Genomic DNA, 22,281 nt, shown 5'->3' on the forward strand with positions numbered 1-22,281 from the left:
CCCTTCCCCCACCGCTGCCTGAGCCTCGGACGAAAGACAACTGCGCATGAGCACCGCCACCCACTCCACGACACCTCGGATCGCCATCGTCGGCGCCGGCATCGGCGGGCTGACCCCCGCCCTGGAGCTACGCCGCAAGGGATGGGAGGTGCACCTCTACGAACAGGCCGAGGAGCTGCGCGAAGTCGGCGCCGCCGTCGCACTCTCAGCCAATTCGGTGCGCTACCTTCAAGCGCGGCTCGACCTCACCGAACCGCTCGCCGCGGCGGCGGCCGACGTGGACGGTCTGGTCTTCCGCTCCGGACGCACCGGCGACGTGGTCGGTCGGGTGCTCTCGCGTGCTGACTACCACCAGCGCTGTGGAGCGCCGTACTACGGCATCCACCGAGCCGACCTTCAGGCGATCCTGCTTGGCGCGCTCGCCGGCCCGGACGCGGGGAACGGGGTGGAGGGTCTGCACCTCAAGAAGCGGCTCGTCGACATCGACGACTCCGGCGCACGGGCCCGGCTCCACTTCGTCGACGGCTCCTCGGCCGAAGCCGATCTCGTGATCGGAGCAGACGGCGCACTGTACTCCGGCTCGTCGGCCTGGCGTGGCATCGTGCCGGCCGACAAGCTCGATCTGCTGCCCGACCCCGAGGCGATCCAGTTCTGGATGGGGCCCGGCGGCCACCTGCTGCACTACCCGATCGGCAACGGTGACCAGAACTTCTTCCTCGTCCAGCGCACACCGACGCCCTGGCACGCTTCCAGCTGGGTGACACCGGTCGAGCGCGAGGGCGAACACCTCACGACGTTCGCCGAGTGGCACCCGGCGATCGTGCAGATGATCAGTGCCGTCCCGGTCACCGAGCGCTGGGCGCTCTTTCACCGCCCGCCCTTGGAATCATGGTCGAAGGGCCGGGTGACCCTGCTCGGCGATGCCGCGCATGCGATGGTCCCCCACCACGGTCAGGGTGCGAACCAGTCGATCGAGGACGCCATCGTCCTCGCCGACTGTCTCCTGGCCGACAGCGACTGGGAGGAGGCCCGCGCACGCTATGAACAGCTACGACATGCCCGGACCCGCCGCGTGCAGACGGCATCGATCACCACAGGCGACGTCCTGCATCTGCCCGACGGTGAGGCGCAGCGCCGGCGCGACGCGCGGCTGGCCGCCCCGGACGCGTTCGACCGGCACCTCGCCTGGATCCATGCCTTCCACGCCGCTGGAGAGGCATGAGGGGCTCCCCGCGCTCACCCCGGCGGGGGTGTGTCCAGCCAGTGGTGTAACTCGGTTGTGGGCCTTGCCCCAAGGCCGGGAAGTTAGCCCGTTTTTGCTGGTGGCAAGGGGGTTGAGGTCCAGGCTGTGGCGGCGTAGAGGCCGTGGCCGAGTTTGTGGATGAGGCCGCTGTCGGCCCATCGGGACAGCTGGCGATACATGGTGTGCAGGGTGATGTCGCCGAAGTGGGCTGCGATCTCCGCGGGTCTCCATAGGCGGGTCGGGTCGTCCTGCAGTAGGGCGAGGATGCGGTGTCGGCGGCGTTGGGCCGGGGCGGTGTGGCGATCGTCGCGGGAGATCGTGGGCAACGGCTGCTGTTCGGGGCCGGGTTCGAGGACGGTGACGGTGAGCTCGGTGATGGTGCGGCTGCGGTCGGGGCGGCCGTCGTCGCGACGCTCGCTGTAGCGGGAGATAGGGGACTTGACCTTGCGGGTGCTGGTCCGATGACGGCGGGGCGCGAGGAGCCGGGCCAGCACCCGTCGGCCGATCAGGCCGATGGAGCCGGGAGCCTCGGGGATGATCCCGGCGGCCTGGACGACCTGGTCACGGGCGGTCTGCAGGGCGACAGTGAAACTGCAGCGGTCGGGGTCGGGGTCGGTGCCGGGGACGGACTCGGCGGCCTCGACCATCACGGCGCGTAGGGCCTGGTAGAGCGTGAGCAGGTCGGGTCCCCGCGGGTCAAGCGGCCGGCGGAGGCAGGAGCCCGGCGGCCCGGCGCAGGGCTTCGGCATACCGGGCGCGCTCGGGTGCGCCGCCCCGGTCGGCGGGCATGGACGCCATGAGCGCCAGCCGGTCCCGCCAGCTGCTGCCGGTCAGTGGCACGGCTACGGCGTTCATGCCCCACACGGACTCTCCGACACTGTCGGCGTGGCTGAGCGTACGGATGCGGGCCAGTTCGGCGAGCAGAGCGGTCCGGGAGGTCACGGTGTGGTCGGTGACGCTGGTCAGCCGTTCGTGCGGGTAGAGGGCGCAGACTTGTTCGGTCGTCAGCTGGGCGAGCAGCACCTTGCCGGCCGAGGTGGCGTGCGCGGGATGGGCGCGGCCGATCTCCAGGACGGCGCGCACGGGGTGGGGCGACTCCCGGCCGTCGGTGATGATGACCTGATCGCCGATCAGGGCGGCGGTGCTGATGGTCTCGCCGGTGGCGGTGGCCGCCGCGTCGAGGACGGCCTGGAGGCGGGTCCTGGTCGCGGGGTCGTATCCGGCCGGGCGGCCGAGCGTGACCAGTTCCGGTCCCGCCGAGTAGCCGCGGCCCGAGGCGTCGCGGGCCGCGAAGCCGCGGGCCTCCAGGGTGCTGAGCACGCGGTGTGCGGTGGAGCGGGCCACGCCCAGTTCCCTGGCGGCGTCGGTGACCGAGAGGGTGTCATGGGTGAGGAAGAGACGCATCAGACGCAGTCCGGTGTCCAGTGACTCGATGACGTAGCTCTTGCTGTCGGCCACGGTGTCCTCTCGGTGGTTACGGGTGCCGGGTGCCGGGTGCCGCCGGGTCCGTGGTGCGGCGTGCGCCGCCCTGCACCCATGATCCCGGGCTGGTCACACGGCGGTGTAGCCGCCGTCCACCACCAGCTCGGTTCCGGTGACGAAGCGCGACTCGTCGGAGGCCAAGTAGAGGACTGCGTAGGCGATGTCCGCGGGGCTGCCGCGGTGGCCGACCGGTGTGCTGTCCAGCATCCGCTGGGCGTAGGCGGCGGCCTCGGGGGACGGGTCCGCGGACAGCGACTTGCTCAGTTCGGTCTCGATCGAGCCGGGGTGCACCGAATTCACCCGGATGTTCGCCTTGGCGTAGGTGACGGCGTCCGCCTTGGTCATCAGCCGGACCGCGCCCTTGGCCGCGTGGTACAGCGGAATGCGGGCACCGCCGACCAGGCCGTAGATGGACGACATGTTGACGATGCTGCCGCCGCCCTGCTCCAGCATGTGCCGTACGGCGTGCTTGGTGCACAGCCAGACGCCCTTGACATCGACGGCGAAGAGGAGGTCGAACTCATTCTCCTTCACCTCGTGGGAGGGCTTGATCGGACCGGGCACGCCGGCGTTGTTGACGAGGATGTCGATGCGGCCGTAGGTGGCGGCGATGTCGTCGAACGCGGCGCGCACCGACGTCTCGTCGGTGACGTCCACCCGGCGGTAGTCGGCCGGACCGCCCTCGGCGGAGGCGGGGACGCCGTCGGCGGGGGCGAGGTCGGCCACGATGACGGTGGCGCCCTCCGCGGTGAGGAGCCTGCCGATCGCGGCGCCGATGCCTCGCGCCCCGCCGGTGATGATGGCGACCTTGCCCTGTATCCGCCCGTTTGTCATGCCGCTGTGCTCCTTCACGGTGCTTCTCGACCCTCTCGCCTCACTCGCGATAAGTCCCACTCTGAGGGACATATGTTTCGGATCAGTCGCGAGGATGTGAGCTGTATTCTCGAGGTTTTTACGTTACACCCGAAGGCAAGGCGCGGTGACCATAGCCATGTGTCCCACTGTGAAGGACAGAAGAGCCTTGACTGACGATCCTCGAGGAGATTCGATGCCCGTGTCCACCGGTATCCGATTTCCGGGAGCAACCATGTCCACGTGCGGAACTGCGTCCCGCGTCCTCGTCGTCACTGGAGCCGCGTCCGGCCTGGGCCGGGAGATCGCCGTGCAGGCGATCGCCCAGCACTGGACCGTCGCTCTGCTGGACCGCAACGCGCCGGCCGTCACCGCCACCGGCGGCGAACTGGGCGTCCTGGCGGTCGCCGCGGATGTCACTAGCCCGGCGGAACTCGCCACCGCCTTCGCCACCGTCACCGAACGGCTGGGCCCGCTCGACGGGCTGGTCAACAGCGCGGGGCTGACCCGGCCCGGCCCCTCCAGCACCCTGCCTGAGACAGACTGGCGGACCGTGGTGGAGGTCGACCTCAACGGCACCTTCTACGCCTGCCAGGCCGCCTTCCCGCACTTCGCCCCCGCCGCCGCCATCGTCAACCTGGCGTCCATCGCCGCGGCCCGGGGCCTGCCGGAACGCACCGCCTACTCCGCCGCGAAGGCCGGCGTGGTGGGCCTCACTCGGTCCCTGGCCACCGAGTGGGCGCCCCGCGGACTGCGGGTCAACGCCGTGGGCCCGTCCTGGGTGGACACCCCGCTGATCCGGCGGATGGTCCAGGAGGGCGCCATCGACCTGAAGGAGATGACCGACCGGGTACCGCTGGGCCGCCTGGGCACCCCGCGAGACGTCGCCGAGGCCGTGCTGTTCCTCCTGGACCGGACCCGGGCGGGCTACATCACCGGACAGACCCTCTTCGTAGACGGCGGCTTCACCTTCGCCGGCTGACCGGGCGGGCAGGGCGCGGAAAGTTTTCCATTGAGCGGAGTGACCGTATCGCGGGCTGTGTGACTGAGGCCACGCTCATCCCCCATCGCATGCGAATCACACAGGAACTTTCTCCGCGAGCCGCGTTCGGAGGATCCATGTCCGCACCCGTCCCCTCGCCGACGGCCTCCCACCAGCCGGGCGCCCGCCCGGCCCGCCGTACCGTCGGCGCATCCGCACAGACCAGGAAGGCCGCGGTCGCCGCGTTCCTGGGCAGCATGCTCGAGTACTACGACTTCTTCATCTACGGGTCGGCCGCCGCACTCGTCTTCCCCACCCTGTTCTTCCCCTCCGGCAGCCCGGCGGTCGCCACCGTCTCGGCCCTCGCCACCTTCGGCGTGGGCTACGCCGCGCGCCCCCTCGGCGGCATTGTCCTCGGCCACTTCGGCGACAAGGTGGGCCGCAAGAAGGTCATGATCCTCACCCTGCTGCTGATGGGCGTCTCCAGTCTCGCCGTCGGACTGTTGCCCACGTACGGGCAGGTGGGCATCGCCGCCCCGGTCCTGCTGGTGCTCGCCCGCCTGGGCCAGGGCATGTCCGCGGGCGGTGAGGCGGCGGGCTCCAGCACCCTCACGCTGGAACACTCGCCCGAGGGACGCCGTGGCTTCTTCACCAGCTTCGCGATGTCCGGCACGATGGCCGGCATCCTGCTCGCCAACTTCGTGTTCATTCCGGTGGCCGCCCTGCCGGAGAAGCAGTTGATGTCCTGGGGCTGGCGGATACCGTTCTGGCTGAGCATCGTAATGATCGTGCTGGCCTACCTGGTCCGCAGGCGGCTGGAGGAGACACCGGTGTTCGAGGCCGAGGCGGCCGGTGAGGAATTGCCGTCGCTGCCGCTGGCACACCTCTTCCGCACCCAGTGGGCCGATGTCCTCAAGGTCCTGTTCGCCTCGCTGTTCGCGGTGTTCCAGACGGTCTTCATGGTGTTCGGCCTGGCCTACGCCACCTCGGAGGCGGTCGGCCTGCCACGCTCGACCATGCTGTGGGTGTCGGTGGCCGCCAACGCGGTGGCGGTGGTGGCGGTGCCCGCCTCGGCGGCGCTCTCGGACCGGGTCGGCCGCCGGCCGGTGTGGATCACGGCTGCCCTGAGCTGCGCGGTCCTGGTCTGCGCGTACTTCTGGGCACTCTCCACCGGCAGCCTGACACTGATCGTGCTGATGGCCGTACTGCTCAACGGAGTCGCCTACTCCGGGATGAACGGCCTGTGGCCCGCGTACTTCTCGGAGCTGTTCACCGCCCGTGTGCGCTACTCCGGGTTCGCAGTCGGCAGCCAGTTCGGCTTCCTGCTCGCCGGGTTCGCGCCGGCCATCGGATTCGCCATCATGGGGGACGGCGTCACCGGCTGGGTCCCGGTCGCTCTCTTCGCCGCCGCCTGCGGCGTGGTCTCTGCGGTCGCCGTCCTGACGGCCCGCGAGACCCACACGGTCCCCCTGGCCGACCTGGGCAAGCCGCTCCCCCGCCGCTGAGCGGCCCGCCCCGCATACCCACATTCGCACGAAGAAAGGAACCGCCATGCCGGTCTACGCCGTCACGTACACCTACACCGACGACAGCGCCGGGCGCGACGCGCACCGCCCCGCCCACAAGGAGTACCTGGCCGGGCTCGGCGATCGGGGCGTCAACCTCTGCTCCGGGCCCTTCGGGTCCCAGGAGGCCCCGGGTGCCCTCCTCCTGATCCAGGCCGGCAGCAGGGAAGAGGCAGTCCGGCACACCGAAGGCGACCCGTTCCGGCGACACGGGCTGGTCCGCACGGTTACCGCGCGGGAGTGGATCCCCATGCTGGGACGGCTGGCGACACAGATCTGAGGCGGGCTCGCGGGGTGCCGGGGCGGTCCTCGGCACGCTGGTGCGGCCACGAGGAAGATGCCAGTCTGAAGCGGAAGGTGACGGAACATGGCCAGGTCCAACGCCGGTGAGTCGGTGCTCACCCGTGCGATGCGCATCCTGCGCTTGTTCACGCCCAGCTCTCCCACGCTCACCGTGTCGCAGATCGCCCGCCGTGCCGACCTCCCCGTGGCGACGGCCCACCGCATCGTGGCCGAGCTGGTCGAGCTCGGAGCCCTGGACCGGGCCGAAGGCAAGCAGGTGCGCATGGGCTACCAGCTGTGGGAACTGGCCTCCCGCTCCTCCCGCGTCCTTGATCTGCGCGAGGTCGCGATGCCGTTCATGGAAGACCTCCAGACGGTGGTACGGCAGCACACCCAGATCGGTGTGCTGGAAGGCACCGACGTGCTGTACCTGGAACGGCTCTCCGCCCGGGGCGCGGTGCAGAACATCACCAGGATCGCGGGCCGGCTGCCGATCCACGCCACCTCGGCCGGTCTGGTGCTCCTCGCCCACAGTCCGGTCGAGCTGCAGGAGGAGGTCCTGGCGCGGCCGCTGCGGCGGTACACGGCCCGGACGGTCACCGATCCGGCGCGGCTGCGCTCCTTGCTGGCACAGATCCGCCGCGAGGGCTTCGTCGTCGCGGCCCAGATGATCAGTCAGGCGGGCACCGGCGTCGCGGTCCCGGTCCGGGACGCCTCCGGCAAGGTGGTCGCGGCGCTGTCCGTCGTCATCCCGGCGGCGGACCCCAACCCCCGCGCCCTGGTACCGGCCCTGCTCGCGGCCGGACGTGGCATCTCGCGCGCGCTGGGCGCCCCCGTCGCCGACGAGGACGTACTGCGCAGCCACGGCCCCCGGTTGCCGGGCGACGACGTCCGACGGCCTTCCCGTTGAACGGGATACCCGTTGTGGGCCGCCTCGCACGCGCTGCACGCTGGTCCCACCGCCGGGCGGCCCGCCAACGACTCAACGGCCCTACCGCATAAGGGAGCAGCCGGTCCACGCCCGGCCGGTCCTCCTGACTCTTCCCCCCGATACCGCTGACGCCCCATCAGCATTCGCATGGACGGGTGACCACCACATGACCGCACACACCATTCATGCCCGTACCCAGGTCGGCATCGTCGGAGCCGGTCCGGCCGGCCTCATGCTCGCGCACCTGCTGTCCCGGGCAGGAATCGACTCCACCGTCGTCGAGACTCGCAGCCGTACCGACATCGAGACCACCATCCGGGCCGGCATCCTCGAACAGGGCACTGTCGACCTGATGGTTGCCACCGGTGTCGGCGACCGCGTCCTGAAGGAGGGCAGCCGCCACGAGGGCATCGAACTCCGCTACGGCGGAGAGAGCCGCCGTATCGACTTCCCGTCGCTGACCGGCCGCTGCGTCCACCTCTACCCGCAGCACGAGGTGCTGAAGGACCTGATCGCTGCCCGGCTCGACGACGGCGGCGACATCCGGTTCGGTGCCACCGACGTCGCGCTGCACGACGTCACCGCCGACCGCCCCGCTGTCACCTTCACCGACGCCGACGGCACGCGCGTGGAACTGCGCTGCGACCTGCTCGCCGGTTGTGACGGATCCCAGGGCATCAGCAGGTTCGCCATCCCGGACACCCTGCGCACCGACTACTTCCGCGCCTATCCGTTCGGCTGGTTCGGCATCCTCACCGAGGCACCGCCCAGCAGCGACGAACTGATCTATGCCCGCTCCGAGAGAGGGTTCGCTCTTGTCAGCTCGCGCACGCCGACGGTGCAACGGCTGTACTTCCAGTGCGACCCCGACGAGGACGCCGGAAGCTGGAGCGAGCAGCGCATCTGGGAGGAGTTGCAGTCGCGGGTCGCCGGCAACGGGTTCTCGCTGAAGGAAGGGGCCGTCTTCCAGCGCGGCGTCATCCCGATGCGCTCATACGTGTGCGCGCCGATGCGGTACGGACGCCTCTTCCTCGCCGGAGACGCCGCCCACACCGTCCCTCCCACGGGCGCCAAGGGCCTGAACCTCGCCATCTCCGACGTGGCGGTGCTGTCCCAGGCGATGGAGCGCTTCTTCCTCGACCGTGAGACGGATCTGCTGGAGGGGTACGGAAGGACCGCCGCAAACCGCATCTGGCGTGCCCAGCACTTCTCCTGGTGGATGACCTCGATGCTGCACCGGGACACGTCCGCCACCGACTTCGACGCCTGCCGTCAGCTGGGCGAACTCGACACGGTCACCAGTTCTGCCGCCGGACGTGCCTTCCTGGCCGAGGCGTACACCGGTTGGCCCACGGCGCTCACCAACCCCGATGCGGTTGCATCCGAGGCCCTCCGGCTCACCGCGAACCGGACCCCGTGAGCCGTGCGGTGCCCGTGCCACCCCATCCACCTGACCCCACAGCTGACCAACCGAACTCCGAGCCGCGAAAGTTGAACACCATGAGCGACAAGACCTACGGCTGCGACGTGCTCGTCATCGGTTCCGGCGCCGCCGGGATCTCCGCCGCCCTCAAGGCGAAGCAGCAGGGCCTCGACGTCCTGGTCGTCGACAAAGAGCCGTACCTGGGCGGCACCACCGCCATTTCCGGCGGATGGCTGTGGGTGCCCGGCAACAAGCAGGGCGCGGCCGAGGGCGACACCCGCGAGGAGGCGGAGACCTACATCAAGGCCCTCGCCGGCGACTCCTACGACCCGGTCGCGGTCGGGACGTTCCTCGACCTGGTGCCGGAGGCGCTGGACTTCTTCGAGAACGAGGCCGACGTCGAGTTCCACTACCCGGAGATGGCCCCCGACTACCAGATGGACACCCCGGGCGCCCGCAAGTCCGGCCGGGCCCTGACGGTGAAGAAGGCCAGCGGCCGGATGCTCAAGCGCGACCGGCTTCGCGTCCAGCCTTACCTGTACACCTACACCGTCTTCGGCTACATGCCAGAGATCGGCCCCGACATCGCCACCTTCATCAAGGCCAACCGGTCCCTCAAGGCGTTCCTCTACGTCCAGAAGCGGCTGGTCAGGACGTGGGCGGAGCGCATACTCTTGCGCCGCGCGTTCACCCGCACCAACGGCAACGCCCTGATGACCCGCATGCTGGCGAGCGCAAGGGGCATGGGCATCCCGATGTGGACCGGCACCAGGGTCGTCGAGATCCTCAAGAACGCCGACGGCGTGGTGGACGGCGCGGTGATCACCGGCGCTCACTCGGGCACGGTCCACGCGAAGTACGGCGTGATCATCGCGGCCGGCGGCTTCTCCGACAACACCAGGCTCCGCTCCCAGGTCTTCGCGCACGACCCGCGCGGCGACAACCACTTCACCCCCACTATCGGTCACCAGGGGGACAGCTACTTCCTGGCCCAGCCCCACGGAGGTGTGCTCGACACCCGGCCGCACCAGCCTGCCTCCTGGGGCCCGGTGACCGTCTGGAAGAACCTCCGCGGACAAAACCGGATCTTCCCTCACCTGCGAGCCTTCGGCCTGCCCGGTCTGATCGCGGTCAACCGCAAGGGCGAGAGGTTCGCCAACGAGTCGTACTCCTACCACGACTTCGGCGTGGAGATGATCAGGGAGAACGCGAGCGAGCGGGACACCTACGGATGGATCATCGCCGACAAGAAGGCCATGCACACCTACGGCATCGGCTACGCCAAGCCCTGGCCGCTGCCCACCTGGTACTACAGAAAGGTCGGCTACCTCGTCGAAGGCGACTCCGTGGAGCAACTGGCTGGCAAGATCAACGTGCCGGTAGCCCAACTCAAGCGCACGCTCGCCGAGTTCAACTCCGACGCGGCCCTAGGCCGGGACCTGAAATTCAAGCGCGGTTCGAACTGGTTCCACCACTTCAAGGGCGACATGGAACACAAGCCCAACCCAAACCTCGCCCCCATCGACAAGGCACCGTACTACGCCGTGAAGATCCAGATGGGTGACCTGGGCACCTATGCGGGTCTCGCGGTGAACCAGCGCAGCGAGGTGATCGACTCCGCTGGTCAGGCCGTTACGGGCCTGTACGCCGTGGGCACTGCGGCCGTCAGCGTCTTCGGTGGCGGCTACCCAGGATACGGGGCCAACATCGGCCCGGCCATGGTCTTTGGTTACCAGGTCGGCCGGGACATCGCCGCCCACGCCGCGGAGCGCGCGCACGGGACCAGCCAGGCCCAGGTGTCCTGACCTCGGCGGCCCGGCAGGCGGTCGGCGGCCACATCGAGGGCGTCCCGCTAATCCGTTGGGCGAAAGGGGTTGCTCCATTCAGGTTGGATTGCACAGAGAGGCAGCCATGATCACGGCGCGTCCTTCGCCCCTGCGGGAACTGGTGGAACGGTGCGAGACGCTCAGGCGCCGCCTGGCCGCCGATCAGAGCGCCGAGACCGCCCGTCGGCTCGAGGACACGGCTTACACGCTCGGCGTGATCACCGGCACCCGCCAGCTGGAACGGCGCTGTTCGTCGCCCGGCGGCAGATGGCTGACGCTCTGAAACGACGGGATGCTGTTGCTGCCGGCCACCGCGATGTGGGAGGGCTATCCGATCGGGAGGTGGGCCAAGAACCTGCGCGCAGCGGCCCGCAGGACGTTCCAGAACGCCGAACGACGCGCCGCCGGAGAGACAGGCATCCCCCGTGCCGGGGAACTCCCGCAGAGCCGCCTGGAAGCGCTGGAAGCGATCGACCCAGGATGGTGCCGTCGATGCCGCGCCTCCAGTAGCGCGTTCGGGGTCGATGACGCGCAGGCGCACGAATTGGGCGAGGCTGCCGGGTCGCGTTCCTCGCTGAACCGCAGTACCCCGGCCGCCGCAGCCGTCCGCAGCTCCCGCTCGCCGTCGTCCTGGCCGTTGCGAACTCGTCGCCGCGTCCACATCGTCTCGCCAGCCGACGTGCATGGGCTGTCAGTGGCGACTGGAAGGTTGGCGCGTATGGACGACGATGATGAACAGCTACTGCGCGGCAGGGTCTACGGCCAGGACCACGACCAGCCGGGCCCGCGGCCGGGACAACACGACGTGGAACTGGTCGGTGGCCCGTTGGACGGCCTGCTGCTCGACATCACCGACTGGAGGCAGGACGAGATCGACACCGGCGTCGCCTTGCCGACCGAGCTGGGGCAGTTTGGTGCTGGCGGCCGGGCCGTGTATGACCCGCGCCCCGGCGACTCGGGCCGCTTCGACTGGTCCGGCGACAGGCCCCGACCCCACAGTCGGATCGCTGCACGGGAGCGTGAGCGGGACGTTGGAAGGCACGGCCACGACGTGCGGGCATCGACGACCCGACTGCCGCGTGGACGATCCGCTGTGGGTTGAACCAGGCAGCACCACTGCGCGCGGTCCCCGAGCCGATCACCGATCCCGGGCGAATCTCCTGTCTGGACATACGCCGCCTAGAGGTCGCCGATGACGACCCGGACATGGTCATGGTGCGGGATACCAAAGACCAAGGGCGCGGTGTCATGTCTGTTACCCCGGCGGGCTGGGCAGTCTTCGTTGAGTACGCCAAGCAGTTGTAGAGGATCCGTGACCTGCTGTCGATTTAAGGGAAGACCGTGACCACGATCGCAGTGCCGATTACGTCGACCTGACAGAAGCCGGCGGCCGCTTGTACGCGATGCAACATCACCGCGTCGGCGACGATCCGTTCGCCTTCGCCGATGGAGTGGGACACCTCAGGGGTCCAGTCCCAGGGGCCGTGTTCGTGCCCAAGTCGTCGAGCGTCTTCGGCAAAGGCCAGGTGGGCGCGCACGGCGGCGAGTGTGTGGGGGGTCTTCAGTGATGCTGCCGTAGTCGAGGTGATGGGATAGGGCGGGCGTCCCCGCAGGACAGGCAGGTCCCGGGTCAGGCGGGAGCCTTCGTGTGTGAGGTACCAGGCGTTGGTACGTGAACGGTTCGTATCCGGCAGCACCGTGCGGTCGACGAATCCGTCGGAGCGCAGCCTGTTCAGGGCTCGGGACATCAGCTGCCGCGTGCCGTCCGGCCGCAGCATGCGGCGCAGTTGGTTGGTGGTGGCGATGCGGTGCTGGGCGAGCGCGGCCAGCACCTGGTGGGCCAGGGGCTCGGCGGGGCTGCTGTTCATGGGGCTTCCTTGTGGCGGTCTGCGTCAGAACCTTCCGTTGCTGATGAGGAGACCCAGGACGCCCGACCACAGCCCCGACCACGAAGCCCGGCAAGGCCCGCGGGCGGAGCGGGATTGTGCGGGAGGTTCGGTGGTGCTGGTCCGCAGGAGCGTGTGCTGCTGCGGGGCGTGGTGGCGAGCCACGCCATGCCGGCCATCGCTCGCGGCACCCGGCCCACAGAGGGACAAACGAACCCATGCCGGAGGCCGCGCTGGGGGACGGTGGGCGCTGGTGCATGCACCCCCGGTTTCTACCTTTTCGGGCTGCGCTGGGCGGCCTGCTCGAGGATGCGCCGACGCGTCCACCGCCGGCGCCCGCCCTTCTCGGTGAGCGCGTCCGCGGTTTCCAGCAGGGGCAGGTTGCCCTGGGAGAGGCTGCTGGAGAAGGAGTTCAGGCTTTTGAAGCCCAGCAGGGCGGCCGCCTGCGTGGCGCCCAGGAGCTCGTCGGGGTCGCCGTCGACGGGAACGTCCGGGAGGGCGGGGGCGGTGCGCTGGGCGTCGGCGCGCTTGCCGCGGCCGGGCCGGGTGGCCATCCAGTCCAGCAGCGTCTGCACCCGCCACAGTTGCCGCCGGTAGGGGTTCTCGGCAGTACCGAGTTCCTCGACGACGTCCGGGTCGGGAAAGTATCCCGGATGGTCCCGCACGTAGGTGGTGACCTGGTTGGGGTTCTTGTAGCCCAGGAATCTCGAGGCCTCCGCCGCGTTCAGCAGGTCCTCCGGATTGCGCTTGGGCGGCTTGTGCTCGCGCAGCCGCGCGCCCTGGCGGTTGGCGAACCAGGCGGTGACCTCGGCGTGGTCCCACAGGCGGGCGCGGCCGCGCTTGCCGGCGATCTCGGGGAAGCCGTTGGTGGCGCGGTCGTTGTAGAGCATGCTGATCCGCGCGGGGGAGAGGCCCTGCTCGGCTGCGATCTCGGCAGCGTCGGCCAGGCGCGGCTCACGGCGCGAGGTCATGGCACACATCCGTCCTGCGGGGAGGAGAGCCGGCCTGCCCGGCACCCCTACTTCTCATAATGGCAGGAGTTTGAGGTGGGGGTCCAGCCCGGCACCCAGGGATTCTCCGGGCGGTCGGTTGTTTCCTCATGTCTCCGGGAGGAGGCAGACGCCGCGGCGGGCAGCGTCCTCAGCCATTTCCGAGTAGGCCATGGCGGCCGGGGTGAGTTCCCACTCGGCCAGGGTCAGCAGCAGGAGCAGCTCGCCGCGGTCCAGGGAAGCCTCGCCGGGCATGTCGGCCGCGGCCGTCGCTGCGACGAGGTCGTCGGTGGACAAGCCGCCGAAGCGCGCTGTGACAATCTGGCGCAGGTCCTCAAGGCCCTGCTGGTACAGCTCGTTGGCCTCACGCAGGAGCAGCAGCAGGTCGGCGTCGTTGCTGGCCGGTGCGGCGGCGGCGAGGTCGAGGAGGCGCTGGGTGGTCGTCGTCATCATGAGCAGTATCCCTCCTTGAAAGCGGTGAGAAAGAGGGAGTGTGTGGTCAGATGCAGCCGTCACAGGCGGACATTGGCGGGCAGCGAGGGCGACTGCCTTGCAGGGCGGCTGCTGCAGGGTGCAGCGGACCTGAAGCTCCAGCAGGTTGGTGTCGGGGTCGTAGTTCGGGCAGACGATGTCGGGCCCCGGCGCGGTGGGCCGGCGGCTGGCCTCGATCAGATCGTGATGCGCCAGTCCGGACGGAAGGTGCCGCCCCGGCCGCGTTCGACCAGCGCATATAGATCGGCGAGCCTGGGGCGCCAGGCTATGGCCAGCGGCAGGTCGCGCTTCGAGGCGAACACGCACAGCGAGCACGAGTACCTGCTGGTTCCCAGCCAGTCGCCCGCGCTCGACTGGGAGTCGTACGTCCAGTGGTGTCCTATCGGTGCACCCTGGTGCCATTCCAGGACCGCGGTGGTAGGCCGGTCCTTGACCGGCAGCCACTCGTCGACGACGTGCGCTGTGGCTCCGCCCGGGTGGCCGACGAGTCCATCCAAGGGCAGCGGAAGCGCCAGCCAGCCCTGGGGCCAGGCCTCCTGGCGGAGCCACAGCAATCATCACTGTCAGTCCTGCCCTGTGGCTCGCGGACTGCCCCAGACAGGTTACGCAGCAGCCGCGCTAGGCCTCGCCGGTCCTGTGCGGTGCGGTTTCCCGGGTTGCCAGGACCACCGCCAGGGTGATGACGGCGCTCGCCATGACGTAGAACGCGGGGGAGGCGACGATTCCTGTCTCGGCCACGAGGAAGGTGACGAGGAAGGGCGCGGTGCCTCCGAAGGCGGAGACCGAGAGGTTGTAGCCGAGGGAGAACCCGCCGTATCGCACCCGGGTGCTGAACAGTTCGTTCATCGCGGCCAGGGTCGGGCCGAGGAAGATTCCCAGGATCAGTCCCAGACCGCAGTGCGCGACCACCGCGAGCACGGCGTTGCCCGAGTCCATCATGACGAACAGCGGATACGAGAAGAGCAGGGCCAGGACGCACGCCCCACCGAGCACGGGCCTTCTGCCGACCCTGTCGGACAGTGCGCCCATCAGCGGGATCACCAGGCACACCAGGACCATGGAGACGACCGACGAGACCGATGCGAGAGTGGCCGTGTGGCCCAGCGTGCTCTCCTGGTAGCTCGGGATGAAGGTGAGGATCACGTACAGCGCGGCGTTCTGGAACAGCGCGTAGCCGGCAGTGCGGAGGATGGACGGCCAGTGCTTGGTGATCGACTCGCGCAGGGGGCGCTTGGCGACCTTGCCCTCCGCGCGCAGCGCGGTGAACTCGGGGGTCTCCTCCAGCTTGCTGCGGATGTAGAGGCCGATGAGTCCTAGCGGGGCGGTCATCAGGAACGGAATGCGCCAGCCCCAGTCGTGGATCTGCTGTGAGGTCAGGGAGAGGTTCAGCAGCAGCACGACCAGCGAGCCGAACAGGAAGCCGAGGATGCAGCCCATCTCCACCAGACTCACCAGGTAGCCGCGCCGCTTCGGCGGTGAGTACTCGGCGACGAAGGCGGACGCGCCGCCCATCTCCCCGCCCGCGGAGAATCCCTGGATCAGCCGCAGGACCACCAGGAGTACAGGGGCGAGCAATCCGATCGAGGCGTACGACGGCAGCAGGCCGACGCACAAAGTGGCGACCGACACCAAGATGATGACCAGGGCCAGGGTCTTCTGCCGGCCGATGCGGTCACCGAGCGCGCCGAAGAAGATGCCGCCCAGGGGCCTCACTGCGAAGGCCACTCCGAACACGGCGAAGGAGCTGAGCAGCTGGGTGGTGGGATCGCCGGTAGGGAAGAACACCTTGCCCAGCACGCCAGCCAGGTAGCCGTACACGGCCACGTCGAACCATTCGACGACGCTGCCGATGGTGGCTCCGGCGGTTGCTCGGCGCAACGTGGACCTGTCGGGGACTGGTCGCGTCTCAGGGGGGCTCGCCCCTGGAGGAGCGGTGGTCTTGTGGTCAGCGCTCACAGGAACTCCCGATGGGGACGGGCGGGCATATGCCGCGGTCGACAGTGCTGCGACCGTAGGGAATCGTCTGACAATGCGCAAGAGATTCTCCGTCGAAACATCCTCGTCATCAGACGATGACCTTCGCGTTATCGATCGGGATAGTCCTCGAGGAGGGCCGCCTCGGAGTCCGTCAGGTAGGTCTCCAGCAGGGTGGCTGCCTCCTCGATGTTTCCCGAGCGCAGGGCCTCGGCGATCTCTCTGTTCCTGTCGAGGTAGGCGGCGTGGTAGACCCGGGTGTCGCTCATGTGCGCGTAGGCGAGCCGGAACTCCGCCAGGACGCCGCTCATCATCGTGTCCAGCCGGTCGCTGCCCGCGAGTGCCACCAGCGCCTCGTGGAACCGGATGCTCGCGGCGGCGACGGCGTCCCACCGCGACTCCTCCGCGGCGGCGCGGCCGTCGGAGATCGTGGCGGAGAGCCTGCGCAGACCGGACGGTGTCAGGGTCCGGATGCTCCGTATCGCAGCGCACTCGACGATCCGCCGGACCTGGTAGAGATCGGCCACGTCCTCCCGGGACAGCTGACGGACGAAGACCCCGCGACTCAGCTCGTGGACCAGCAGCCGCTCTCGGATGAGCCGCTGGTAGGCCTCGCGGAGGGTGCTGCGGGAAACGCCGTGGACCTTCCTCACCTGTTCCTCGGACAGTCGCGTTCCCGGCTTGAGCTCGCCGGAGACGATCTGTGCCCGCAGGGCGTCCGCCACGCGGCTCGCGGTGCCGGCCGAATCCGTCATTCCTGCTCCGTTCGTGGCCGCGACAGCGGCGGCCGATCGCCCTCCCTGGTGGGGGAGGAATCGGAGTCTAGCAATTTTCGTCCGACGATCGCTTGCTAAATCGTCGGACGATATATAGCGTCCGACGGGCGTGCCGATGACCGAGCAAGAGGCGCCGCGCACGTTCTCAGCCGGCCCTGGAGGATTTCTATGACCCAGTCCCGCGCGCTGCGTGTCGGGGTAGACATCGGTGGCACTTTCACAGACATGGCGATCCTCGACGACTCCGGGATCGTCGCCGTCGGGAAGACCCTCACCACCCACAGCGAGCCTGCTGCCGCCGTCGAGACCGTGCTGCGTCAGACCCTGGCAGCACACCGACTCGACGCGGCAGACATCACCACCTTCGTCCACGGCACCACCTTGGTGACGAACGCCCTGATCGAGCGCCGTGGTGCGAAAACCGCGCTGCTCACCACCGAAGGCTTCCGCGACGTGGTGGAGATGGGCCGTGAGCACCGCTACGAGCTCTACGACCTCGATCTGGAACTGCCCCGCCCCCTCGTCCCCAGACACCTGCGCTTCGGCGTCTGCGAACGCGTGCTCGCCGACGGCACGGTCGACACTCCCCTCGACGGCGCCGTCGTGAAGCAACTCGCGGCCGAGCTGTCGGCCGCCGGGGTCCAGGCGGTGGCGGTGTGCTTCCTGCACAGCCATGTCAACAACGAGCACGAGCGGCAGACCCGGGAGATCATTCAGGCCACCGCGCCGGAGCTGCGCGTGGCGCTGTCCAGTGAGGTGAACCCCGAGATCCGTGAGTACGAGCGGAGCTCGACCACCCTGGCCAACGTCTACGTCCAGCAACTCGTCGAGACCTACCTGCAGGATCTCCGCGACCGTCTGCGACGCCTCGGCCTGCGCAGTGACCCTTTGATCATGCTGTCGAATGGCGGGGTCGCAGCGATCGACGTCGCCCGGCAGTTCCCGATCCGGATGCTGGAGTCCGGCCCTGCCGGCGGCGCGCTGGGAGCCGTCGCGTTCGGCCGCAGTGCGCAGCGGCCCGACCAGATCGCCTTCGACATGGGCGGCACCACCGCCAAACTCTGCATCATCGAGGCCGGCCGCCCCCTGGTCACCCACACCTTCGAAGTGGACCGGGTGTACCGGCTGCGCGCCGGGTCCGGTCTTCCCGTTCGGGCTCCGGTGATCGACATGATCGAGATCGGCACGGGCGGCGGTTCGATCGCCAGAGTCAACTCACTCGGTCTGATCACCGTCGGCCCCGACTCGGCCGGATCCGAACCGGGCCCGGTGAGCTACGGCCGCGGTGGTGAGCACTGCACAGTCACCGACGCCGACGTCGTCCTCGGCTACCTGGACCCCGGCCACTTCCTCGGCGGCGACATGCCCCTGGACGTGGAGGCGGCGGCCGACGCCATCGACAAGCAGATCGCCCGAAGGCTCGGCATCACCGTGGCCGAGGCGGCGTGGGGGATCCACGCGACGGCCAACGAGAACATGGCGAACGCTGCCCGTGTCCACGCGATCGAACGGGGGCAGGATCCCACGCGCCTGCCGATGTTCGTCTCCGGCGGCAACGGCCCTCTGCACGGCCCCGGAGTGGCGGTCGCACTCGGCTCGCCGGCCGTGGTCGTGCCCCCCGCCGCAGGGGTCCTGAGCGCGCTGGGCTTCCTGTCCGCGCCGATGTCCATCGACGTCGTCCGCTCGCGCCACGCACAGCTCGGCACCGTCGAACTCGCCGTCCTGGAGGAGATCTTCGGGGAGCTGGAGGGCGAGGGCACCCGGATACTGTGCGGCTCCGGCATGTCGGCCGGGGACATCACGCACGAGCGCACCCTGGAGATGCGCTTCGTCGGGCAGGGCAGCGAGATCGAGGTGCCGGTGCCCCCGCTGGGGAGCCGCTGGAGGGAGGACCTCGCCGAGAGCTTCGCCGAACAGTACCGGCAGCGGTTCGGCACCGTCGCCCCGGTGGGGGTCGAAACCGAGATCCTGACCTGGCGCGTCGCATCCCGAGGCCCCGATCCGAGGGCCCGGCTGCGCCAGGCGCGCCCAGCTGAGTCCGAGGGCGCCCTGGTCGGGCACCGCGACGCCTACTTCCCCGCAGCCGGGGGCTACGTGCCCACAGCCGTGTACGACCGGTACCGGCTGGCCGTCGGCACCACCATCGAAGGCCCGGCGCTGGTGCAGGAACGGGAGTCGACGCTCGTGGTCCCGCCCGCTGCCCGCTGCACCGTCACCGACGACGGCAGCATCCTGGGCGAGTTCACTTCAGGAGGAACCCGATGACCACTGCCTCCGCTTCCGGCCGCCCGGTCGACCCGGTCGTTGTCGGACTGGTGGCCAACCGGCTGCACTCCCTGCTGGACGAACAGCAGGCCGCACTGGTGAACACTGCCTTCAGCCCCGTGGTACGCGAATCCCTCGACCTCGCCTGCGCCGTGTTCGACAGCCGCGGCGAAATGATCGGCCAGTCCTCCGGCGGCACCCCGGGCCACATCAACGCGATGGCGACCGGGATGAGGCACATCGTGGCGAAATATCCGCCCGAGGCACTCGCGGACGGCGACGTGCTGATCACCAACGATCCGTGGATGACGGCCGGCCAGATCAACGACATCACGGTCGCGACCCCCGTCTTCCGCGACGGGACGCTGATCGCGTGGTTTGCGAGCTGCTGCCACTCGCCCGACATCGGCGGACGGATCCTGTCCGCAGCGGCGACGGAGGTGTTCGAGGAGGGACTGCGGCTCCCCATCCTCAAACTGCGCACCGCCGCCGGGCCCAACGAGCCCCTGGAGGAACTCGTCCGCGCCAACGTGCGCACCCCCGACGAGACGATGGGCGACATCTACGCCCAGGTGGCGGCCAATCAGGTCGGGGCCCGCAGCCTCGGCAGGATGATGGACGAGTTCGGCCTCGACAGCATCGACGCCGTCGCCGCCGAGATCATGCTCCGCTCCGAGAAGGCACTGCGGAACGCGCTGCGCGGACTGCGCGACGGCCGCTACGAGTCACGGCTGACGTCCGACGGGTTCAACGGAGAGCCGATCGACCTCGTGGTCGCCGTGACGATCGACGGAGACCACGTCGACATCGACTACACCGGCTCCTCGCCCCAGTCCCCGCACGGCGTGAACGTCGTCCTCAACTACACCAGGGCGTACACCTCCTTCGCGATCAAGGCCGCGCTCGCGCCGGAGGTCCCGCACAACGCCGGCTCGTTCCGTCCCGTCCATGTGAGCGCGCCCCGCGGCTCAGTGCTGAACTGCGTCGACCCCGCCCCGGTCGCCTCCCGGCACCTGGTCGGGCACTTCCTGCCCAGCCTCCTGTTCGACGCCCTCCGCCCGGCGGTTCCCGGAGGGCTTCCGGCCACCAGCTCCGACGCTTTGTGGATGACCGTGTGGCGCGGCGGGGACATGGGAGAGACACATCCGTTCACCCTCACCGTGTTCGGTGCCGGCGGAACGGGCGGGCGTCCGGGCAAAGACGGCCTGAACACGACCGGTTTCCCCACCGGCGTACGGGCGGCGCCCACCGAGGTACTGGAGACCCTCACCCCGCTCGTACAGCGGCAGCGCGAGCTGCGCCCCGACTCCGGCGGGCCCGGCGAGCACCGCGGCGGCCTCGGACAGGTGGTGCAGGTCGGCCGCCGTGGCACACACGGATGGACGGTCAACGCCAACATCGACCGCGTCGACCATCCCGCCCCGGGCACACTGGGCGGACTGCCCGGCGCGCGGGGCGAGTTCACCGACGCCACCACCGGGGAGCACCTTCCCCGCAAGCAGCTGGTACGCCTCGCCCCCGACTCCGTGGTCCAGTTGAGGTTTCCGGGCGGAGGCGGCCACGGCGACCCGAAGACGCGTCCGGTCGAGCGCGTACTCGACGATGTCGTCAACGGCTACGTGAGCTGCGAGGCCGCCCGCGAGCACTACGGAGTCCACATCGAATACATGGGAGACCCCGATGCCATGGTGCGGCCTCCCTCGTCCTACCGCGTCGTACAGGCCCGCGACTGACCCGCCGGGTCGACACTCCCGCTCCCCACGCCATGGGCACACCCGTGCCCCGGCTGGCAGACCCGGCCGGGGCACGGGCCGATACCGAAGCCCGCTCCGAAGCGCACGTGGGTGAACTTTCCCCGACTGAAAGGCGAAACCTGTCGATGATCAGCCAGTGGCAGCTGCGCGCCGCATTTGCTGCGCGGCTCTCGGACATGTACGGGCGGGAGGTCCCTGCCTACACCACGCTCGTGGACGTCTCGCGCGAGGTCAACGAGGACGTCCTGCGCACACGGGGCGCCGACGCCGAACGCCTGGGGTCCATCAGCCGGGTGACCGCCGAACGCCACGGTGCCATCCGGGTCGGCACTCCGCAGGAGCTGCGGCAGGTGGCCCGTGTCTTCGGCGCCCTGGGCATGCACCCGGTCGGCTTCTACGACCTGCGTGAGGCCGCCGCCAGCGCGGTTCCTGTCGTCTCGACCGCCTTCCGGCCCATCGACACCGAGGAACTGGCGCGCAATCCCTTCCGTGTCTTCACCTCCATGCTCACCACCGCCGACCCGCGGTTCTTCGACGCCGACCTGCGCGCCCGACTGGAGGCGTTTCTCGCCGGCCGCGAACTGTTCCCCCCGGAACTGCTCACCCTCGCCGACCGGGCCGAAGCGGAGAAGCAACTGCCCCAGGAGGACGCCGAGCGCTTCCTCCAGCTCGCCGTGCAGGCCTTCGAGCTGTCGGCCGAGCCCGTCGACAAGGCCTGGTACGAGACCTTGGAGCGGATCTCCGCCGTCGCCGCGGACATCGGCGGCGTCCGCAGCACGCACATCAACCACCTCACCCCCCGCGTGCTGGACATTGATGAGCTCTACCGGCGCATGACCGAGCGCGGCATCGAGATGATCGACACCATTCAAGGCCCGCCGGCCTGGCAGGGCCCCGACGTCCTGCTGCGCCAGACGTCCTTCCGCGCCCTCGCCGAGCCCCGCGCCCTGCGCACCCCGGACGGCACCGTGATCAGCGGCGCCCTGCGGGTACGCTTCGGCGAAGTCGAGGCCCGGGGCATCGCCCTCACCCGCGAGGGACGCACCCTCTACGACCGCCTGCTCGCCCTCGTCGACCAGCAGGCGGCCGCCCACCCCGAAGCGGACCGAAGCGAACTCGCCCGCACCGTGTGGGAACAGCACATGCCCCGCACCGAGCAGGAACTCCTTGCCCAGGGCCAGGCCTACTTCACCCATCAGGTAGCGCCCGACCGACCGCGGGACGGAAGCCGCCCGCCCGCCGGCGTCGTCGACCTGGTCAAGCAGGGCTGGGTGCGTGCCGAGCCCATCGTCTACGAGGACTTCCTGCCCCGCTCCGCGGCTGGCATCTTCCAGTCCAATCTCAGCGGCGAGGGCTCCAGGAACAACGACCACGAGGGCACCGCCTACGACGCCGAGTGGCTCTCCGGTGCCATCGGCCGCGAGGTCCTGGATCCGTTCGCCCTCTACGAGCAGCAGCAGAACCGCTCCCTCGCGCAGGTCGCCGACGAGCTGCAACTCGACGGCGCCCTCGGCTGACACCTGGTCGGAGCGCAGGAACGACGCAAGTGAGCACGAAGG

The 22,281-nt window shown here is 69.5% G+C and carries 20 protein-coding genes and 2 pseudogenes; 13 read left to right on the plus strand and 9 right to left on the minus strand.

Going from position 1 to position 22,281, the window contains the following annotated elements; genetic code table 11:
* The first annotated feature begins 46 nt into the window (after positions 1-46).
* Entirely contained in the window at positions 47-1,222 is a 1,176-nt protein-coding gene (locus R2S09_RS36515) for an FAD-dependent monooxygenase (protein ID WP_316745508.1), read from the plus strand.
* An 83-nt stretch (positions 1,223-1,305) separates the two neighbouring features.
* On the opposite strand, the gene R2S09_RS36520 is transcribed toward R2S09_RS36515, so the two are convergent.
* From R2S09_RS36520 to R2S09_RS36530, 3 genes are all read right to left on the minus strand, one after another.
* Positions 1,306-1,893 (minus strand): hypothetical protein, encoded by a 588-nt coding sequence (locus tag R2S09_RS36520; protein WP_372337799.1) that lies wholly within the window; start codon positions 1,891-1,893, stop codon positions 1,306-1,308.
* Between the two features lie 46 nt (positions 1,894-1,939).
* On the minus strand, positions 1,940-2,701 hold the full coding sequence (locus R2S09_RS36525) for an IclR family transcriptional regulator (protein WP_306191452.1): 762 nt from the start codon (positions 2,699-2,701) through the stop codon (positions 1,940-1,942).
* A 93-nt stretch (positions 2,702-2,794) separates the two neighbouring features.
* Entirely contained in the window at positions 2,795-3,559 is a 765-nt protein-coding gene (locus R2S09_RS36530) for an SDR family NAD(P)-dependent oxidoreductase (protein ID WP_306191453.1), read from the minus strand.
* A 253-nt stretch (positions 3,560-3,812) separates the two neighbouring features.
* On the opposite strand from R2S09_RS36530, the gene R2S09_RS36535 reads away from it, so the two are divergent.
* The 9 genes and pseudogenes from R2S09_RS36535 to R2S09_RS36575 all read left to right on the plus strand — a co-directional run bounded on the left by R2S09_RS36535 (position 3,813) and on the right by R2S09_RS36575 (position 11,891).
* Entirely contained in the window at positions 3,813-4,559 is a 747-nt protein-coding gene (locus R2S09_RS36535; RefSeq protein ID WP_306191454.1) for an SDR family NAD(P)-dependent oxidoreductase, read from the plus strand.
* Positions 4,560-4,696: 137 nt separating this feature from the next.
* A complete protein-coding gene (locus tag R2S09_RS36540; RefSeq protein ID WP_306191455.1) occupies positions 4,697-6,064 on the plus strand; it encodes an MFS transporter in 1,368 nt (455 codons plus the stop codon).
* A 46-nt stretch (positions 6,065-6,110) separates the two neighbouring features.
* A complete protein-coding gene (locus tag R2S09_RS36545; RefSeq protein ID WP_316745509.1) occupies positions 6,111-6,404 on the plus strand; it encodes a YciI family protein in 294 nt (97 codons plus the stop codon).
* Positions 6,405-6,491: 87 nt separating this feature from the next.
* The gene (locus tag R2S09_RS36550; RefSeq protein ID WP_316745510.1) at positions 6,492-7,316 is read left to right on the plus strand and encodes an IclR family transcriptional regulator; all 825 of its coding nucleotides are present in this window, start codon (positions 6,492-6,494) and stop codon (positions 7,314-7,316) included.
* Positions 7,317-7,503: 187 nt separating this feature from the next.
* Positions 7,504-8,757, plus strand: a complete 1,254-nt coding sequence (locus tag R2S09_RS36555) for a 4-hydroxybenzoate 3-monooxygenase (protein WP_306191458.1) — start codon at positions 7,504-7,506, stop codon at positions 8,755-8,757.
* Positions 8,758-8,837: 80 nt separating this feature from the next.
* Complete coding sequence (locus R2S09_RS36560) at positions 8,838-10,565, plus strand: FAD-dependent oxidoreductase (RefSeq protein ID WP_316745511.1); 1,728 nt, start codon at positions 8,838-8,840, stop codon at positions 10,563-10,565.
* Between the two features lie 106 nt (positions 10,566-10,671).
* The gene (locus tag R2S09_RS36565; RefSeq protein WP_306191460.1) at positions 10,672-10,869 is read left to right on the plus strand and encodes a DUF5133 domain-containing protein; all 198 of its coding nucleotides are present in this window, start codon (positions 10,672-10,674) and stop codon (positions 10,867-10,869) included.
* A 435-nt stretch (positions 10,870-11,304) separates the two neighbouring features.
* Positions 11,305-11,574, plus strand: a pseudogene (locus R2S09_RS36570) (hypothetical protein); the annotation flags it as partial.
* A gap of 110 nt (positions 11,575-11,684) precedes the next feature.
* The gene (locus R2S09_RS36575; protein WP_316745512.1) at positions 11,685-11,891 is read left to right on the plus strand and encodes a DUF397 domain-containing protein; all 207 of its coding nucleotides are present in this window, start codon (positions 11,685-11,687) and stop codon (positions 11,889-11,891) included.
* Between the two features lie 92 nt (positions 11,892-11,983).
* Here R2S09_RS36575 and R2S09_RS36580 read toward each other — a convergent pair.
* The 6 genes and pseudogenes from R2S09_RS36580 to R2S09_RS36605 all read right to left on the minus strand — a co-directional run.
* A pseudogene (locus tag R2S09_RS36580) lies at positions 11,984-12,454 on the minus strand (replication-relaxation family protein); the annotation flags it as partial.
* Positions 12,455-12,744: 290 nt separating this feature from the next.
* Positions 12,745-13,443 (minus strand): hypothetical protein, encoded by a 699-nt coding sequence (locus R2S09_RS36585; protein ID WP_316745513.1) that lies wholly within the window; start codon positions 13,441-13,443, stop codon positions 12,745-12,747.
* A gap of 126 nt (positions 13,444-13,569) precedes the next feature.
* A complete protein-coding gene (locus tag R2S09_RS36590) occupies positions 13,570-13,914 on the minus strand; it encodes a hypothetical protein (RefSeq protein WP_316745514.1) in 345 nt (114 codons plus the stop codon).
* A 215-nt stretch (positions 13,915-14,129) separates the two neighbouring features.
* On the minus strand, positions 14,130-14,507 hold the full coding sequence (locus R2S09_RS36595) for a hypothetical protein (RefSeq protein ID WP_316745515.1): 378 nt from the start codon (positions 14,505-14,507) through the stop codon (positions 14,130-14,132).
* 64 nt (positions 14,508-14,571) lie between these two features.
* Positions 14,572-15,831: an MFS transporter gene (locus tag R2S09_RS36600; protein WP_316745516.1), complete on the minus strand. Its 1,260-nt coding sequence runs from the start codon at positions 15,829-15,831 to the stop codon at positions 14,572-14,574.
* Positions 15,832-16,037: 206 nt separating this feature from the next.
* Entirely contained in the window at positions 16,038-16,682 is a 645-nt protein-coding gene (locus R2S09_RS36605; RefSeq protein WP_316745517.1) for a GntR family transcriptional regulator, read from the minus strand.
* Positions 16,683-16,871: 189 nt separating this feature from the next.
* Here R2S09_RS36605 and R2S09_RS36610 point away from each other — a divergent pair, with 189 nt between their 5' ends.
* The 3 genes from R2S09_RS36610 to R2S09_RS36620 all read left to right on the plus strand — a co-directional run bounded on the left by R2S09_RS36610 (position 16,872) and on the right by R2S09_RS36620 (position 22,239).
* Positions 16,872-18,968: a hydantoinase/oxoprolinase family protein gene (locus tag R2S09_RS36610; protein WP_316745518.1), complete on the plus strand. Its 2,097-nt coding sequence runs from the start codon at positions 16,872-16,874 to the stop codon at positions 18,966-18,968.
* Positions 18,965-20,701 carry a hydantoinase B/oxoprolinase family protein gene (locus tag R2S09_RS36615; protein ID WP_316745519.1) on the plus strand — a complete coding sequence of 579 codons (1,737 nt, stop codon included), beginning with the start codon at positions 18,965-18,967 and terminating at the stop codon, positions 20,699-20,701. Before R2S09_RS36610 ends, R2S09_RS36615 begins: the two co-directional genes overlap by 4 nt.
* Positions 20,702-20,847: 146 nt before the next feature.
* Complete coding sequence (locus tag R2S09_RS36620) at positions 20,848-22,239, plus strand: VOC family protein (protein ID WP_316745520.1); 1,392 nt, start codon at positions 20,848-20,850, stop codon at positions 22,237-22,239.
* Positions 22,240-22,281: the final 42 nt, after the last annotated feature.

It is taken from the genome of Streptomyces sp. MK7 (assembly GCF_032658145.1).
Lineage (GTDB): Bacteria > Actinomycetota > Actinomycetes > Streptomycetales > Streptomycetaceae > Streptomyces > Streptomyces spiralis.